This window comes from Amycolatopsis vastitatis, from assembly GCF_002234595.1.
Taxonomy (GTDB): domain Bacteria; phylum Actinomycetota; class Actinomycetes; order Mycobacteriales; family Pseudonocardiaceae; genus Amycolatopsis; species Amycolatopsis vastitatis.
In genome coordinates this window covers 76,012-92,376 of sequence record NZ_NMUL01000033.1, presented here as the reverse complement: position 1 = coordinate 92,376, position 16,365 = coordinate 76,012, and the positions used below count along the sequence as shown (strand labels likewise).

Sequence of the window (16,365 nt, the reverse complement as noted above, 5' to 3'; positions counted from 1 at the left end):
TCCCGGGTCAGGAGCCGGCGCCGGATCGCCGGGTAGGCCGGGTTGAGGACCTGGAACCCGCGGTCGAGGCGGAAGCCGTCGACGACGTCGGTGCGCACGCGGCCGCCGACGTCGTCGGACGCTTCCAGCACCGCGCACGGCACGCCGGCCCGGTGCAGCGTCACCGCGGCGGCGAGGCCGGCGAGGCCCGCGCCGGCGATGACGACGTCCGTTTCGTGGTGCCCCATCAGCGGCGGCCCGCGGCCAGGCGGTTCAGCAGGCCGATCCGGCCCCGGTTGGGCACCGAGCGCACCGGGTGCCCGGCGAGTCCCCAGCCCGCGAGGAGCCTGTTCGCGGCGGCCCAGCCGGTGGTGGCCGCGCGTTCCATCAGCGCGACCGGAAGGTCGATCCGCACGCCGTCGCCGGCCAGCGCCAGCGCCGGGTCCGGCGTTTCGACCGTCGGGCGGCGCGCGAAGTCGCCCAACCCGAAGAGCGGGCAGTCCTCGCGCCACAGCGAAATCGAGCCGATGACGCGCGCGTCGAGGGTCTCGGGGTAGATCTCGTGGAGCCGTTCGTCCAGGGCCTTCCCGAGGTGCTCTCCGGTCGTGGCCGCATAGGCGTGCAACTCTACCACCGACCCGCCGGTGCGGGCGGCCCACCGCCGTGCCTCGCCCTCGTAGCGGTCGAGCACGCTGATGTTGTCCAGCGGCGGCACGCTCCCGGTGCCCAGGAACGGCGGCCGGGCGGCGGCGACGGGCCGGTCGAGCCAGAGCCGGCGGACGAGGAACGGCGGTGCCGTGCGCAATCCCGTGACGGCAGCTCGCCACGACGAAGTGCCGACCGTGGGAGACGCGGCGACGATCTCGCGCAGCCCGGGCACGTCGCAGGCGAGCACGACGGCGTCGAACTGCGCGGTCCCGTCCGCGGTCGTGACCGCGAAGCCGTCGGGAGTGCGTTCGAGCGACGCCACCGCGGTGCCGGTCCGGATGCTCACCCGGCGATCGCCGAGGTAGCCGGCCAGCGGGTCCCACAGCGCCTGGGGGAACGGCTCGGTGGGCACGTCGAACACGAGACCTTCGCTGGAGCCCAGGAAGTACAGGTGGAACATGGTCGCCAGCTCCGCCGCGGACAGCTCGCGGGGATCGGCGAAGAAGCTCCGGGAGAAGACCTCGAACGCCAGGTGCTTCGCGGCTTCCGGGAAGTTGATCGCTTCGAGGAAGCTCGCCGCGTCGATGGCGTCGAGCCGGTGGTAGGTCTCCGGGACGCTCACCGTCGCCAGCGGCAGCGCGCCCCGGCCGTTGATGCGCACCAGGTCCCGCGGGGTGAAGGTCGGGCTGCGCCAGGCGAACGCGAGCGCGTTCCACGGCGGGGTCCGGGGGAGACCGGCGAAGGTGTCCGTGCGCCCCTGGGCGTCCAGCAGCGGGTAGTCGGCCAGCGGCGTCAGCCGGTCCAGCCGGGGATCGGTGCGCGTGAGCAGCGACCGCAAGTTGTAGTACTGGCGGAAGAAGGCGTGGAAGCCCCGGCTCATCGTGACCGCGGTGCCGTCCGGCAGCCGGTCGGCCCAGCCGCCGACCCGTCCGCCGAGGTGGTCCTCCCGCTCGAACAGCGTCACGGTGACCCCGCGCTCGGCCAGCCCGGTCGCCGCGGTCAGGCCCGCGATGCCCCCGCCGACGACCGCCACGGCCGGGCGCCTGCCGAGCAGCCCGGCGTCGGCCAGGCCCGCGGGGGCCGGCCGCGTCACCATCCGGGGGTCGGTGCCGAGAGGGAGGGTCACGGTTCCTCCTGCGGGTTCGTGCCGACGACAGTGTGGACGATGCCCTGCTGCCAGCCGGGCATCGAGGCGGTCCGGACGTCGGTGAACCCGGCGTCGGAGAGCCGGCGGCACAGTGCGCCGAGCCCGTCGAACTCCAGCACGCTGCGGCGCAGGTGGCGGTACAGCGTCGCGTCGCCGGTGGTGGCCTTGCCGAGCGGAATGATCACGCCCGCGCACACGGCGTTCCACACCCACCGGGCGCGCCGCGAGTCGCGCACGGAGTATTCGTGGACCGCGATGCGCCCGCCGGGGCGCAGCAACCCGCGCAGCCGCCGCAGCTGCCGGGTCGGCTCGGTCAGGTTGCGCAGCAGGTACGCCGCGAGGATCGCGTCGAAGGGCCCGTGGATGCCGCTCAGTTCTTCGACGGGCGTGTGCACGAATTCGACGCCGTCCGGCCAGTCTTTCGCGCGGGCCCGCGCGAGCATCTCCGCCGAGGCGTCGAAGGCGATGATCCGCGCCCCGGGGGCGACGGACAGCAACGCGGCCGTCGACGCGCCGGTGCCGCAGCCGGCGTCGAGCAGCCGCAGGCCCGGCACGCCCGCGGGCAGTCGCAGCCGGCGCGCCGAAAGGCGGAGGTGCTCGTGGTAGCCGGGGTTCGCGCCGACCAACCGGTCGTACCACCGCGCTTCGGCGTCGAAGGCCGACGGGACGCTGCCGCGGGGCAGGCCGTCCTTCCCCATCGCGCTCATGATCGCTCCTCACGGGGCGAGACCCGTTGCCATCCCAGCAGCACGGCCGTCACCAGGGCGAAGCCGAAGAGGAAGTCCTCGACCGGGATGTCCCACGGGAAGCGCCAGTTCGTGATGTGCGCCGGGGAGTAGCGGACGACCGGGTCGGAAAGCTTGGTCAGCCGGCCGTCGACCGGGATCTGGAAGGCGGTCACGATGACGATCGTGACCCAGTAGCCGGGACGGCGGAACAAACCCGTGCGCAGCAGGCAGACCTCGGCGAGGACGACCGCGGCCACCGCGGCGGCCGCGGGCACGGTGTAACCCCACGGGATCACCGGCGGGCCTCCTGCCGGACGCGCCGCCGGAGCACCGCGAGGGTCAGCTCGACGATCTCGAAGGTCAGCACGCCGCAGATCGGGATCACCACGAAGAACAGGACCTCCTCGAGCGGCACGGCGAAGGGGGCGCGGATCCCGGTGACGCGGCCGGGCGCGTAGTCCCAGACCCCGCCGGCGATCGCCAGCGCGTCCCAGCCGAGGAACACCAGCGCGACCGGCAGCACCGCGCGGGCCAGCCGCCGCGGCTGCCGGTAGACCCGCGCACCGGCGAACTCCAGCGGCAGCGTGACGAGGACGCAAGCGGCCAGCACGACGAGGTATTCCGCCTTGCCCACGTCAGCCCACCGCCACCGGAAGCGCGGGAGCCGGGTGCCGCCGCCGGGCCCACTGGGTCCGGGCGAGCGCCCCGCACGCAACCGCCAGCCGCCGCCCTCGGGACACCGTGGCGCGCCCGGCGAAGACGTCGTGACCGGCGTCTTCGATGCGGTCGAGGATCTGCCCGTACAAGACCGCCGCCGTGGCCACGCACGGGCGGGAAACCGGGTGCAGCATCGCGATCCCGGGCCGGGCCTCGGCGTACACCTCCCGGGTCACGGCGACCTGGTGCCGGATCGCGGCCCGGACCGGCTGGTCGGCCCGCCCGTGCCGGGCACACCACGCCAGCCGGTCGCGGTCGACGCCGTGCGCGGCCAGCTCGTCGGCAGGCAGGTAGACGCGCCCGCGGACGAGGTCCTCGGCGACGTCACGCAGGAAGTTGGTCAGCTGGAACGCTTTGCCGAGCGCGGCGGCCCTCGGTTCGGCCTCGTCGCGGGGCGCGACGGTGCCGAGCACCGGCAGCACCTGCAGCCCGATCACCTCGGCCGAGCCGTGCACGTAGGTGTCGAGGTCGGCGCGGGTGGCGTAGCCGGTGACGGTGAGGTCCATCCGCATCGACGTGAAGAAGGCCCGGAAGTACGCCTCCGGCAACGCGTACCGGGCCGCCGTGTCGATCACGGCGGTCAGCAGCGGGTCGTCGCTCGCGCGCGCGTCGAGGTCGGTGAGGAAACGTGTCTCGACGTCGTGGAGGCGCTGGGCGAGCGATTCGGGTGTGGCGTCGGCGTCCGGCTCGTCGACGATGTCGTCGAGCCACCGGGCGAAACCGTAGAGCGCGTGGATCGCCGGCCGCTGCGCCGGGGTCAGCATCCGCGTCGCCAGGAAGTACGTCCGGCCGTGCCGCGCGTTGAGCTCGCGGCACCACGTGTACGCCGAGCGCAGGCCCGGTTCGCGGATGCCGGCGGCGTCGAGTTCGCGGCGGGTCATCGGGACACTCCGGTGATGCGGTCGGCGGCGAGCCTGCCGGAAATCAGCACGGTCGGCACGCCGACGCCCGGCACCGTCGCACCGCCGGCCAGGACGACGTTGTCCGTGCCGCGCGGGAGGTTCCGCGGGCGGAACGGTCCGGTTTGGACGAACGAGTGCGCGTAGCTGAACGGCGTCCCGGCGACCAGGCCGCGGGCCGCCCATTCGGCCGGGCCGATCACGTGCGTGAACTCCGGCTCGAAGCCGGGCAGGAGCCGGTCACGGGCCACGGCGAGCACCTCCTCGGCGTACGGGCCGGCGGACCGGTCCGCCGGGCCGCGGTCGAGGTTGGGCACGGGAGCGAGCACGGAGTAGAGCTGACGCCCCGGCGGCGCGAGCCCGGGATCGGTCGCGGTCGGCCGCGTGACGAGCAGCGACGGATCGCTCATCCGCCGCCCCTGAGTGATCAGCTCGTCGAACGTGGACCGCCAGCCGTGCCCGAAGGAGATCGTGTGGTGCGCGACCGCCGCGGGCCCGCCGCGGCCACCGGCGTGCACGACGAGCGCCGACGGCGCGGCCCGGAGCGGCACTGGGCGACGCGGGCGCCGCCTGAGCAGCCGGTAGCTCTCCGGAAGTTCGGTGGTGAGGACGACGGCGTCGCACGGGTAGCGCGCCCCGGAGGCGGTCCGGACGGCGGTGACGCGGGCGCCGCGGCGTTCCAGGGCGTGCACGGCGTCGCCGTAGCCGAACTTCACGCCCGCTCCGGCCGCGACGCGTTCCAGCGCGCGCGGCAGGGCCGCGATGCCACCGGCCGGGAAGTACACGCCGCCGACGGTGTCCATGTACGAGATGACCGCGTACAGGGCCAGCGCCCGCATCGGGGACTCGCCCGCGTAGAGCGCCTGGAACGTGAACACCCGTTTCAGCCGCTCGTCGGCCAGGAACCGCCCGACCTTGCCGTCCAGCCGCCGGAACCCGCCCAGGGCCACCAGCCGGGCCAGCTCCGGCCGGAGCATGCCGAGCGGGGAGTCGATGTTCGCGTCGACGAACCGGCCGAACTCGGCGTGGTAGAGCTTCGTGAGCCAGTCGCGCAGCCGCGTGTAGCCCGCGGCCTCGGCCGGGCCGGCGAATTCGCGGACCGCGTCGGTCATCGCGTCCGCGTCGGTGTGCACGGGCAGCGTGCTGCCATCGGCGAACTGCGCGACGTACGCCGGATCGAGCCGTGTCAGTGGTAGTTCCGCGGTGAGTTCGGCGCCCACCGCGGCGAAGGTGTCGCGCAGGATCGACGGCATGGTCAGCACGGTCGGGCCGGTGTCGAGCAGGTAGCCGTCGCGCTCGACGCGCCCCGCGCGGCCACCCGGGCCCGGGTCGCGTTCGAGGACGGTGACCTCCCGGCCGCGCCCGGCGAGGTGCACTGCCGCGGCGAGGCCGGCGAGGCCCGCACCCACGACGACGACGCGGTCCGACGGCCCGGGCACGGTCTTCATCGGTCGCGCTCGGTGCACCGGGCCGCGAGTGCGGCGAGCAGGTCGGCGGCGTGCCGGGGGACCACCGCCGGGTCGATCGCGGCGAGGGCCTTGCCCGCCCGCTCGGCGATCAGCTCGCCCATGCGGTCCCGCGCGCCGGTCGCCACGATCAGGTCCTGCCACCGCGCGACGGCTTCGTCGTCGACGGTGGCGAGTTCGAGCAGCTCGGCCAGCTCGGCCTGCTGACGGCGGCCGGCCATCGCGGCGGCGAGCACGACCACGCTGGACGCCTTGCGGTCACGCAGGTCCTGTCCGGCGGGCTTGCCCGTGACGGCCGGATCGCCGAACGCGCCCAGCAGGTCGTCGCGGAACTGGAACGCTTCGCCCAGCAGGCCGCCGAACTCGGCCAGCCCGGCCAGCAGCTCCGGGCCACAGCCGGCCAGCGCCGCCCCGAACTCCAGCGGCCGCCGGACCGTGTAGTTGCCGGACTTGCGGCGCAGGACGTCCAGCAGGGTGTCCCAGCTGGGCAGGGCGCGCGCGTCGTTGACCAGGTCGGCGAGCTGGCCGGCGGCCAGCTCCGCCCGCATCAGGTCGTAGTGCCGCCAGCCCCGCGCCAGCTGCGCAGCGGCCAGCCCGCTTTCGCGCAGCATCTGCTCCGACCACACCAGGAACAGATCCCCGAACAGGATCGCCGCCGACTCGCCGAACCGGGACGCCGGCCCGGCCCAGCCCTGCTCCTCGTGCCACCGGGCGAACCGGACGTGCAGGGCCGGGCGGCCCCGCCGCAGCGGCGAGCCGTCCATGACGTCGTCCTGGACCAGGGCGAAGCAGTGCAGCAGTTCCAGTGCGGCCGCCGCGCGGACCGCCGCCGGGGACTCCGGCTGCCCGCACCGCCACCCGACGTACGCGAAAAGGGGGCGGAGACACTTTCCGCCCGCGACGAACTCGGGGAGCGCGGTTTCCGCGAGCGCGCCTTCGCTGCGCCCGGAAAAGTGCTCGGCCGCCCGCGCGCTCACGAACTCGTGCGCCTCGGCCAGGCAGCGGCGGCCCGTGGTGTCCAGCCACCCGGCGGCCGCCTCGTCCACGGCGGCGGACCCCGCCGTCATGATCGCTGTCATCCGTCGCCCTCCAGGTCTTCGGCTCTTCGATGCGCAACCGTTTCACATGTGGTGTAGCTTGTCCACTTGAATGGGTGAGTATGGGACATAGCCCCGATATTTCGATGGACGAAGTGTGTCCTGCGAGCAAGATGGAGCGAAAGTGAATCGGAGTGGACCCGCTGCATTCGCCCGTCCTCCCGCCCTCCTCGCCTGGCTCTGCGCCGCGGCCACCGTGTTCTGCCAGATCCGCTACTCGGTCACCGACCCCGGTGGCCGCACGCCGCTGACCGTCCTCACCGTGCTCAGCTTCGCCGCCGCGTCGCTCGCCGACGCGTGGTCCCGGTCCGGCGCCCGCGCGGCGGTCACGCTGGTCGTCGTGGCCGGTGGTGGCGGGCTGCTGGCCGAGGTGACGGGCCTGCACACCGGGTTTCCCTTCGGGAAGTACGAATACACGGACGATCTCGGCTGGCCGGTCGCGGGCGTTCCGGGAGTCGTCCCGCTTGCCTGGCTGATGATGGCGTGGCCCGCATTGCTCGCCGGGCGCGCGCTGGCCGTCAAGCCGGCCGGAGTGGTCGCGGTGGCGGCGTGCGCATTGGCGGCGTGGGACGTGTTCCTCGATCCCCAGATGGTGGACGCGGGGTACTGGACCTGGTCTTCGCCCGAGCCGTCCGTGCCGCTGGTGGCCGGGATCCCGGCCACGAACTTCGCGGGCTGGCTCCTGGTCGCCGTCCTGATCCAGGCCGGGTTGCACCGGCTGGTGCCCCGGCCGGCCGACCCGATCCCGGGCCCGGCGGGCGGCCCGGCACCCGCGTTGTACGTCTGGACGTGGTTTTCGTCGGTGTGGGCGCATTTCGCGTTCTTCGGCAGACCGTGGGTGGCCCTCGCCGGCGGGGTGCTCATGGGCGCGGTGGCGCTGCCGTTCGCGATCCGGCTGGGAAGGAGCTTGCGATGGGCTCGCGTTTCCGCGTGATCGTGCGCGCCGGCGCACTGGCCGCGGTCCTCGGAGCCGCGCACGCGGCGTACAACGCGCGAGTCGTCCGCGCGCCGCGCGAGGGGCCGGCCCGGTGCCGGGAACCGGTGTCGATCCTGCTGCCCCTGCGCGACGAGGCCGCCCGGGTCGCCCCGGCCCTGCGTGCCCTGCTGGCCCAGCGCGGCCTCGACGACGCCGAGATCCTGGTGCTGGACGACTGTTCCGCCGATCACACGGCGGACGTCGTCCGCCAGGTCGCCGGCCCCGATCCGCGCGTCACGCTGCTGACCGGCGCCGAGCCGCCACCGGGGCTGCTCGGCAAGCCCCACGCGTGTCACCAGCTGGCCCGGCGGGCGCGGGGGAGCGTCCTGGTCTGCGTCGACGCGGACGTCGTGCTCGCCCCGGACGCCGTCGCGGCCGCGGTTTCGCTGCTGCGCACCGCCGGGCTCGACGCGGTTTCGCCGTTCCCGCGCCAGCGCGCGGACGGCCTGGGCGCCCGGTTGGTGCAGCCGCTGCTGCAGTGGTCGTGGCTCGTGCTCCTGCCGCTGCGGCTCGCCGAGACCTCACCGCGGCCGTCGCTCGCCGCCGCCAACGGACAGTTCTTCGTCATCGACGCCGCGATGCTGCGCGCGTGCGGCGGGTTCGCCGCGGTCGCCGGCGAGGTGCTCGACGACATCGCCCTGATGCGCGCGGTGAAGCGGGCCGGCGGCCGCGGGGTCGTCGCGGACGGCAGCCGGATCGCGGAGTGCCACATGTACGCCACCTGGGCGCAGCTGCGGGACGGCTACACGAAGTCGCTCTGGTCGGCCACCGGGTCGCCGCTCGGCGCGTCGGCGATCGCGTCGCTGCTCCTCGTCGTGTGGGTGCTCCCCGCGGTGGCGGCGCTGGGCGGCTCGCGGGCCGGTCTGCTCGGGTACGCGGCCGGCGTCGCCGGGCGCGTCGTGGCGGCCCGCCGCACCGGGAGCCGGGTGTGGCCGGACAGCCTCGCCCACCCCGTCTCGGTCCTGGCGCTGGCCGGGCTCATCGGCCGGTCGTGGCGGGCCCGGTACGCGGGCAGGCTGGCCTGGAAGGGCCGCCCGCTGCCGCGCCCGGGGACAGCATGAGCGACGTCGTGGTGGTCGGCGGCGGCATGGGCGGGCTCGCCGCCGCGGCCCGGCTCGCCGCGGCCGGGCACCGGGTGACCGTGCTGGAACGAGCGCCGGAGTGCGGGGGCAAGCTCGGCTCGTACCGCCGCGACGGCTTCACCTTCGACACCGGTCCTTCGCTGCTCACCCTGCCTTCGGTCTACCGCGAGCTCTTCGCGGCTACCGGGGCCGATCTGGACCAGCTGGTCGACATCGTCCCGGTCGACCCGGCCTGCCGGTACCGGTTCGCCGACGGCACCGAACTGGCCGTCCCGCGCGAGCGCGCGGCTGTGCCCGGCGCGCTCGAAGCGGCTTTCGGCGGCGGCGCGGGCGAAGAATGGCGCGGGCTGATGCGCCAAGCGGAGCAGCTCTGGGGACTCGTCGGCGAGCCGGTGCTGCGGCGCCCGCTGAACGGCACCCGCGACCTGCTCCGGCACGCCAGGGGCGTCCGGGACCTGGTCGCCATCGCGCCGTGGCGCACACTGCGCGGCCTCGGGCGCCGCCGGCTCACCGACCCGCGGGCCCGGATGCTGCTGGACCGCTACGCCACCTACACCGGGTCCGACCCGCGACGGCTGCCCGCGGTGCTCAGCGTCGTCCCGTTCGTGGAGCAGGAGTTCGGCGCCTGGCACGTCCGCGGCGGGCTGCGCCGGCTCGCGGACGCCCTGGTGGGCCGGCTCGCCGCGCTGGGCGCCGACGTCCGGACGGGCGCGGAGGTCGTCGCGATCGAAACCGCCGCCGACGGCGTCCGCGGGGTGCGGCTCGCGGACGGGGAACGGCTCGCCGCCTCGGTCGTCGTGGCCAACGCGGATGCCGCGCACGTCCACGGCGACCTGCTCGACGACGCCCGGGTCCGCCGGCCGCGGCGAACCCAGCCGTCCTCGGCCGGGTTCGTGCTGCTGCTCGCCCTGCGCGGCACGACACCGGACCGAGCCCACCACCGCGTGCTCTTCCCGGCGGACTACGACGCGGAGTTCGACGCGATCTTCGGCCGGGTCCGGCGTCCCGTCGCCGATCCTGCCGTCTACGTCTGCGCGCCCGACGACCCGCAGCTGCACCCGCCGGGCTGCGAATCCTGGTTCGTCCTCGTGAACGCGCCGCGGCACGACCCGGCCTCCGGCGTCGACTGGACCACGCCCGGGCTCGCCACGCGGTACGCCGACCGGGTGCTCGACGTGCTGGCCGCCCGCGGCCTGGACGTCCGGGATCGCTTGCTGTGGCGGGAGATCCGGACTCCGGCCGATCTCGAGCGCGACACCGGCGCGCCGGGCGGCGCGATCTACGGCTCGTCGTCGAACGGGCCCCGCGCGGCGCTGCTGCGCCCGGCGAACGCCGGCCCGGTGCCCGGCCTGTACCTCGCCGGGGGCTCGGCCCACCCCGGCGGCGGCCTGCCGCTGGTGGCCATGTCAGCCGAGATCGTGGCGGGGCTGGTCGGACCGGCCCGCCGCCCGCGCGACGGCCACCGAGAGATGGGCCAGCCCGATGAGTGACAGCCCGGTCCCGAGCACCGCGCAGGTCGTGCCCCACGGCCAGCCCGTCCCCGGCGTGCCGCCCGGCGCCAGCGCGGACCCGGTGACGGCGACCGCGGCGACGACCAGCCGCGTCGGCCGTTCGGCGACGGTGATCGCCCCGGCGCCCCGCATCCCCGCGGCCTGGGCACGGGCCCGGACGTACTCGTGCAGCAGGAGCAGGACGGCGAGGGCCGCGCACCACCCGAGGGGCGCCCCGAGGACCAGGAGCACGGCCACGAAGCAGAGTTCGGTGAGCCGGTCGGCGGCCGCGTCGAGGACCGCCCCCAGCGGCCGGGCGCGCCCGGTGCGCAACGCGACCGCGCCGTCCAGGCCGTCGAAGACCCCGGTCGCCACGATCGCCGCGAGCGCGAGCCAGCGCGCCGGGCCGCCCAGTGCGGTCAGCCAGACCGCGGCCACCGCGCTCAGCACCCCGCACCCGGTGAGCACGTCGGGGGGCACGCCGAGCACTGGACGGGCCAGCAGGTGGATCGCCCGCAGCCAGCCGACGGCGAGCGCGCTGCCGGACACGTCGTGCTCGTGCACGCGTGACCACCCGGCGACGCCGTCGTCCTCTTGCGCGGGCGTGGCGACGTGAACGCCCGGCAGGTGGCCCGCCGGGCAGGTGTGGTCCTGCGGGACGCCGGCCGGGAGCTGCGCGGCCGGGACCTGTCGCTGTGGGCCGCCGGGGTCACGTTCTTCGCCGTGCTCGCCGTCGTCCCGCTGGCGCTGGTCGCCTTGCGGGGCGCGGCGGTCCTGGGATCGCCCGGGTTCGTCGGCCACGGCGTCGCGCGCTGGGCGGACGCGCTCCCCGGCGACCACGGGCCGGGCCCGGCGCTCGAGGCGCTGACCCGGGCCGCGCTCGGCTCCCCGTGGACGGCGCTGGCGGTCACCCTGCTGCCCGCCACCTTCTACGGGGAAGGCCTGCTGCGCGGCCTGGTCCAGGTCGCCGGGCGGCCGGCAGGCGCCCTCGTCGGCTGGCGAGGGCGCCTGATGTTCGTGCCCGTCCTCGTCCTCAGCCCGACCCTGGCGATCGTTCCCCTCGTCACCGCCGACACCGTGGCGGGCCTGTACGCGCGCGGCGGCTGGCCGGCGTTTTGGGGCATCGCGCTGTCGTTCCACGTCGACTGGCTGCTCATCACGGTGGTGACCGCGATCGTGTTCGCCGGCAGCGCTCCGCCCGGCGTGCGCCGCGGGCCACTGGTGGCCGGCGCGCCGGCCGTGGCCGCGGTGCTCGCGGGGTTCTTCCACGGGTTTCTCCTGTTCCTGGCCATCCCGCTGGACTGGAGCGCGCCGTTCGGTGGCCTCGCGGTGGTCGGCGCCGTGTCGGCGTTGCTGCTGTGGCTCTACCTGCTCCACGTGCTGCTCCTGCTCGGCTACCGGGTGACGCTCAGCGCCGAGCGCACGCGGCTCGGCTGCGCTCCGCCCGACGATCGTTGCACAAGCGTTTCAATTCGGCCACCATGGGCGCCGGGAGTATCCGGGCGCCGTCGGATGCCGTATCCGTAGAAGCGGACACGCCGCTCGTGTGGAAACGTGGTGCCGATGGACGTCGACGAGGTGCAGGGCCGGGAGCGTCCCCGGGCGGAAGGCTCGTGGACGCCCGGCAAGGTCGCCGAGCTGCTGGGCGTCTCCCCGGTGACGCTGCGCACCTGGGCCGCGCGCTACCGCGTCGGCCCGTCGCTGCGGGACGACGGCAGGCACCGGCGCTACTCCGACGCGGATGTCCGCCGCCTGCGGCACATGCAGCGGCTCATCGACCGGGGCGTGCGCGCCCGCGAGGCCGCCGCGGCCGCGTTCTCGGGCACCGGCGACGACGTCCCCGAAGTGTCTTCCGCGCGGCGCGCCGAGGAGCTCGAGCGGGCGGCGGAGGAGCTGGACTACGGATCGCTGGCTGCCCTGCTGGACGAAACGCTCGCCGTGCTCGGGCCCGCCGGAGCGTGGACCGAGGTGCTCGTTCCTGTCCTGCGTCACTTCGGCGACCGCTGGTTGCGCGGCGATGTCTGCTTCGCGTCCGAGTGGGCGTTGGCCGGCGAGATCTCGCTCGCCCTGCGGCGGTGCGGCGCCCGGTTCGCGACCGCCCCGCCCGGCCGCGGGGTGCTGCTGGCGTGCTGCCCCGGCGAACGCCACAGCCTGCCGATGGAGGTGCTGTGCGCCGCGCTGGCGGAGGCCGGGATCCCGGCCGTCCACCTGGGACAGATGGTGCCCGCCGAGACGACGATCGCCGGCGCGGCCCAGCTCGGCCCGGCGGTGGTGTTCCTGTGGTCGATGTCCGCCGCCACCGCCGACGACGTGCTCGGCCGCCGGCTGCGGCGCCGCGGGTTCGACGTCGTCATGGCGGGGCCGGGCTGGGAAAGCCTCGCCGGAGGGGACGGCGTCCCCTGGGTCGACGACCTGCCCGCGGCGCTCGAACTGGCCGCCGGACGCCTGAAGGCGTGAACCGGCGCTCAATGCCCGGGGAAGCGTTGCGGAACCGCTCCACATGCCTGAAGATGGGGCGGTGGACCTCAAGCGGCAGCTGATCGAGCGTTGGCCGGCGCGGTGGCCGGTGCGGCCGTTCCGCGAGCCGGCCTGGGCCCGGCAGGAACCCACCTACGCCGAGTGCAGCCCCACCCTGATCGAAGCGGCGGTCAAACGGGCAGGCTCACGCCCCTCGGGCAACTGGTTCGTCTTCGCGGCCGCCCGGGAGATCCGCGCCGATCGGCCGACCGGCGTGCGGGTGGCCGGCCGCGAACTGGTCGCCTGGCGCGGACCCGGCGGTGAGCTGCTGGTCGGCCCGGGCGCCTGCCCGCACCTCGGCGCGCCGCTGGACCAGGCACGCGTGCACTGCGGCGAGCTGGTCTGCCGGTGGCACGGCCTGCGCGTCGGCGGCGACCGTCCCGGGTGGACGGCGCTGCCGTCGTACGACGACGGGGTGCTGGCGTGGGTCCGCCTCGACGGGCCCGGCGGCGAACCGCCGGCCGAACGCCCGGCGGTGCCGGCCCGCCCGGGCGGCACCACCGTCGACGCGGTCGCGACGCTCGCCGGTGTCTGCGAGCCCGAAGACGTCGTCGCCAACCGGCTCGACCCGTGGCACGGCGCCTGGTTCCACCCGTACTCGTTCGCCCGCCTGCGGGTGCTCTCCGCGCCGCGGGGCATCGACGTCGCGGAAGCCGACGACCGGTTCGTCGTCGAGGTGACGTTCCGGCTCGCGGGAAAGCTCGGCGTGCCGGTGGTCGCCGAGTTCGGCTGTCCCGGGCCGCGCACGGTGCTGATGACCATTGTGGACGGTGAAGGCACCGGCAGCGTGGTGGAGACCCACGCGACCCCGCTCGGCCCGGGCGTCGACGGCCGCCCGCGCACGGCGGTGATCGAGGCGACGATCGCCGCGTCCGGGCGGCCGGGGTTCGCCACGGCCGCCCGGCTCGCGCCGGTCCTGCGCCCGCTGATGCGCCGCGCCGCGGCCCGCCTCTGGCGGGACGACCTCGCGTACGCCGAGCGCCGCTATGCGCTGCGCACGGGCCACCCCTGACAGCTCGGCCCCGCGGGTGCGATCCGCTCAGCGCGTGGCTTCCAGCCCTTCGTAGGCGGCCATCACGATGCCGAGGCCACGGTCGTCGCCCAGCGGCCCTTGCTCGACCATCTGGTTCATCACGTAGGCCACCGTCAGGCGCTCGTCGAGGTCGGCCGTGACGATCGAACCGCCCCAGCCACCCCACGAACAGGTCCGGCCCTGCACGGCGTAGCCCATGCCGTACCGGATCCGCGCGCCCAGGACCTCGTCCTCGCCGCGGAACTGCTCTTCCAGCGCCCGCTCGCAGCCGGCCTGGGAGAGCAGCCGCACTCCTCCCGCCTGCCCGCTACCGGCGAGGACCGACTGCACCGCCGCGACCGACCGCGCGTTGCCGAATCCGTTCGCCGACGGGACTTCCGCCCGCCGCCAGCCCTCGGTGTTCGCGATTTCGGGGGAGAGCGGCGGGTTTCCCGGGCCCCGCGCCACGATCTCCGGCGCGCGGGTCGCGGACGGGACGACCGGGGCGACCCGGTGGTCGTGCTCGGCGGGCAGCCCGATGTGGAAGTCCGCGCCCAGCGGCCCGGCGACTTCTTCGGCGAAGAAGGCGGCCAGACCGCGGCCGGTGATCCGGTGGACGACCTCGCCGATCAGGTACCCCTGGGTGACCGCGTGGTAGCCGCCCACCACGCCCGGCTCCGAGCTCGGCGCCTGTTCGGCCAGCAGCCTCGTCACGGCCGGCCAGTCGTAAAGCTGCTCCGGCCGCAGCGGCTCCTGCCACGTCGCCAGACCCGACGTATGGCCGAGCACGTGCCTCACCAGCACCTTTTCCTTGCCCGCGGCCGCGAACTCCGGCCAGTACCGCGCCACCGGCGCGTCCAGGTCGAGCTCGCCGCGGTCGGCGAGGATCAGCGCGCACAGCGCGGTCATCGTCTTCGTGGTCGAGAAGACACAGGTGATCGTGTCCCGCTCCCACGGCCGGGTGCGGTCGGTGTCGGCGTACCCGCCCCAGAGGTCGACCACCGGCTCGCCGTCGAGGTGGACGGCGACCGACGCTCCGACGTCCTGGCCGTCCAGGGACGCCTCCAGTGCCGTGCGCACCGCTTCGAACCGTTCGTCACAGGTACCCCGGGTCTGGGCCATGGGCGGTACCTAACCGGAATTCCCCGCGCGGGCCAACAGGTTTATTACGCCCGCGCCCGGCGAGCCGGCTCAGGTGGCCCGGGACGGCGGCCGCGCACCGGGCTCACCGATTCCAGCGCGGCACCCAGCCGCAGCACGGTCGCCTCGTCGTACCAGCGGGAAACGAGCTGGACACCGATCGGCAGGCCGCCGCCGTCGGCACCGAACGGCAACGACAGGGCCGGCAGCCCGGTCAGGTTGAACGGGACGGTGGCGCGCATGATCCCGCGCGCCGGCACGGTCACGCCGTCGACCGGGAACTTCGAGCGGGCGTGCGGCGGTGCGGGGATCGGGCAGACCGGGCACAGCAGGGCGTCGAAACGCTCGAAGTACCCGGCGAAGAGCGAACTCAGGGCCTCGACCTGCCGCTGCGCGGCGAGGTAGTCGGCCAGGGTGACGTCCGCGGCGGCCAGCGTCCGCTGGATGACCGGGTGCAGCTCCGCTTCGCGGCCGTCGGCGACCTCGCGGAAGAACGGGACGACCTCGGCGGTGAACAGCACCGCGCTCAGCAGGGTCGCGTCGACCGCGGCCAGTTCGTCCAGCGGCGCGGGCTCGACCACGCAGCCCAGCTCGCGCAACGCCTCGGCGGCCGCGGCCACGGTGGCCGTCACCTCGGGGTCGACCGGGCCGAACGCGGGCTCGGCCGCCCAGCCGATCCGCAGCCCGCCCGGCCCGCCCCGCGGGACATCGTGCGGTGGCGAGTGCCGGACGTACCCGTCGGCGCCGTCGGGGCCGGCGAGGATCCGGAACGCCGTCGCGATGTCCCGGACACTGCGGGCCATCGGCCCGACGTGCCAGTAGCGACGCGGGACCTCGGGCCAGTGGCCGGTGACCGGGATCCGGCCGCGGGTCGCCTTCAACGCGACGATGCCGGTGTCGTGAGCCGGTCCGCGCACGGAGATGGCCACGTCACTGCCCAGCCCGAGCGGGGACATCCCGGTGGCGATCGCGGCCGACTCGCCGCCGCTGGAGCCGCCGGGCGTCCGCTCGGCGTCCCAGGGGTTGCGGGTCGTGCCCACGAGCAGGTTGGCCGTCTCGGTCCAGTAGGAGAACTCCGGCAGGTTCGTCTTGGCCAGCGGGATCGCGCCGGCCGCCCGCAACCGGGCCACCGCGGTCGCGTCGGCCGTGGCGACGCGGTCCCGGAACAGCGCCGAGCCGCGGGTGGTCACCACCCCGGCCACGTCGAGGGAATCCTTGACGGTGAACGGAACCCCGTGGAACGCGCCCGCCGCCCGGCCGTCCGCGACCGCTTCGTCGGCGGCGCGCGCGGCTTCCAGCGACTGCTCGGCCGCCACCGTCACCATGGCGTTGACGTCCGGGTTCACCGCCTCGATGCGCTTCAGGTGCGCTTGCACCACCTCGGCCGCGGACACGTGACGGCCGCGGATCAGCTCCGCCAGCCCGGTCGCGTCCGAGTCGGCGATATCCTGGTCCAGCACGTGTTCT

General features: G+C 75.1%; 16 protein-coding genes and 1 pseudogene. 6 read left to right on the top strand and 11 right to left on the bottom strand.

Annotation, left to right across the window (positions count from 1 at the left end):
* Positions 1 to 17: 17 nt before the first annotated feature.
* The 8 genes and pseudogenes from CF165_RS30395 to CF165_RS30360 all read right to left on the bottom strand — a co-directional run.
* A pseudogene (locus CF165_RS30395) lies at positions 18 to 227 on the bottom strand (FAD-dependent oxidoreductase); the annotation flags it as partial.
* Positions 227 to 1,723, bottom strand: a complete 1,497-nt coding sequence (locus tag CF165_RS30390) for an FAD-dependent oxidoreductase (RefSeq protein ID WP_439098527.1) — start codon at positions 1,721 to 1,723, stop codon at positions 227 to 229. The pseudogene CF165_RS30395 and the gene CF165_RS30390, both read right to left, overlap by 1 nt.
* 26 nt (positions 1,724 to 1,749) lie before the next feature.
* Positions 1,750 to 2,481, bottom strand: coding sequence for a class I SAM-dependent methyltransferase (locus CF165_RS30385; protein ID WP_093951025.1), 732 nt, complete (start codon positions 2,479 to 2,481; stop codon positions 1,750 to 1,752).
* A complete protein-coding gene (locus CF165_RS30380; protein WP_093951024.1) occupies positions 2,478 to 2,798 on the bottom strand; it encodes a lycopene cyclase domain-containing protein in 321 nt (106 codons plus the stop codon). The genes CF165_RS30385 and CF165_RS30380 overlap by 4 nt, the downstream gene beginning before the upstream one ends.
* Positions 2,795 to 3,136, bottom strand: coding sequence for a lycopene cyclase domain-containing protein (locus CF165_RS30375; RefSeq protein WP_093951023.1), 342 nt, complete (start codon positions 3,134 to 3,136; stop codon positions 2,795 to 2,797). The genes CF165_RS30380 and CF165_RS30375 overlap by 4 nt, the downstream gene beginning before the upstream one ends.
* A gap of 1 nt (position 3,137) precedes the next feature.
* Positions 3,138 to 4,100: a phytoene/squalene synthase family protein gene (locus CF165_RS30370; protein WP_093951022.1), complete on the bottom strand. Its 963-nt coding sequence runs from the start codon at positions 4,098 to 4,100 to the stop codon at positions 3,138 to 3,140.
* On the bottom strand, positions 4,097 to 5,566 hold the full coding sequence (gene crtI, locus CF165_RS30365) for a phytoene desaturase family protein (protein ID WP_093951021.1): 1,470 nt from the start codon (positions 5,564 to 5,566) through the stop codon (positions 4,097 to 4,099). The genes CF165_RS30370 and crtI overlap by 4 nt, the downstream gene beginning before the upstream one ends.
* Positions 5,563 to 6,663, bottom strand: a complete 1,101-nt coding sequence (locus CF165_RS30360; protein WP_093951020.1) for a polyprenyl synthetase family protein — start codon at positions 6,661 to 6,663, stop codon at positions 5,563 to 5,565. The genes crtI and CF165_RS30360 overlap by 4 nt, the downstream gene beginning before the upstream one ends.
* A gap of 142 nt (positions 6,664 to 6,805) precedes the next feature.
* Between CF165_RS30360 and CF165_RS30355 the strand changes: the two genes are divergently transcribed.
* Genes CF165_RS30355 through CF165_RS30345 form a run of 3 tightly spaced genes read left to right on the top strand, consistent with a single transcriptional unit; the run spans position 6,806 to position 10,229 of the window.
* Entirely contained in the window at positions 6,806 to 7,615 is an 810-nt protein-coding gene (locus CF165_RS30355; protein ID WP_093951019.1) for a carotenoid biosynthesis protein, read from the top strand.
* Complete coding sequence (locus CF165_RS30350) at positions 7,594 to 8,718, top strand: glycosyltransferase family 2 protein (RefSeq protein WP_093951018.1); 1,125 nt, start codon at positions 7,594 to 7,596, stop codon at positions 8,716 to 8,718. The genes CF165_RS30355 and CF165_RS30350 overlap by 22 nt, the downstream gene beginning before the upstream one ends.
* Complete coding sequence (locus CF165_RS30345) at positions 8,715 to 10,229, top strand: phytoene desaturase family protein (protein ID WP_093951017.1); 1,515 nt, start codon at positions 8,715 to 8,717, stop codon at positions 10,227 to 10,229. The genes CF165_RS30350 and CF165_RS30345 overlap by 4 nt, the downstream gene beginning before the upstream one ends.
* Here the strand turns inward: CF165_RS30345 and CF165_RS30340 are convergent.
* A complete protein-coding gene (locus CF165_RS30340; protein WP_240521863.1) occupies positions 10,146 to 10,793 on the bottom strand; it encodes a CDP-alcohol phosphatidyltransferase family protein in 648 nt (215 codons plus the stop codon). The two genes, CF165_RS30345 and CF165_RS30340, sit on opposite strands and share 84 nt — an antisense overlap.
* A gap of 48 nt (positions 10,794 to 10,841) precedes the next feature.
* On the opposite strand from CF165_RS30340, the gene CF165_RS30335 reads away from it, so the two are divergent.
* The 3 genes from CF165_RS30335 to CF165_RS30325 are packed head-to-tail and all read left to right on the top strand — an operon-like array spanning position 10,842 to position 13,758.
* The gene (locus CF165_RS30335) at positions 10,842 to 11,756 is read left to right on the top strand and encodes a YhjD/YihY/BrkB family envelope integrity protein (protein WP_240521862.1); all 915 of its coding nucleotides are present in this window, start codon (positions 10,842 to 10,844) and stop codon (positions 11,754 to 11,756) included.
* Between the two features lie 36 nt (positions 11,757 to 11,792).
* Positions 11,793 to 12,686 (top strand): MerR family transcriptional regulator, encoded by an 894-nt coding sequence (locus CF165_RS30330; RefSeq protein ID WP_093951015.1) that lies wholly within the window; start codon positions 11,793 to 11,795, stop codon positions 12,684 to 12,686.
* Between the two features lie 43 nt (positions 12,687 to 12,729).
* On the top strand, positions 12,730 to 13,758 hold the full coding sequence (locus CF165_RS30325; RefSeq protein WP_093951014.1) for a Rieske (2Fe-2S) protein: 1,029 nt from the start codon (positions 12,730 to 12,732) through the stop codon (positions 13,756 to 13,758).
* 27 nt (positions 13,759 to 13,785) lie between these two features.
* Here the strand turns inward: CF165_RS30325 and CF165_RS30320 are convergent, their stop codons facing one another.
* Positions 13,786 to 14,880 carry a serine hydrolase domain-containing protein gene (locus tag CF165_RS30320; protein WP_093951013.1) on the bottom strand — a complete coding sequence of 365 codons (1,095 nt, stop codon included), beginning with the start codon at positions 14,878 to 14,880 and terminating at the stop codon, positions 13,786 to 13,788.
* A gap of 44 nt (positions 14,881 to 14,924) precedes the next feature.
* A complete protein-coding gene (locus CF165_RS30315) occupies positions 14,925 to 16,358 on the bottom strand; it encodes an amidase (RefSeq protein WP_240521861.1) in 1,434 nt (477 codons plus the stop codon).
* Positions 16,359 to 16,365 lie beyond the last annotated feature (7 nt).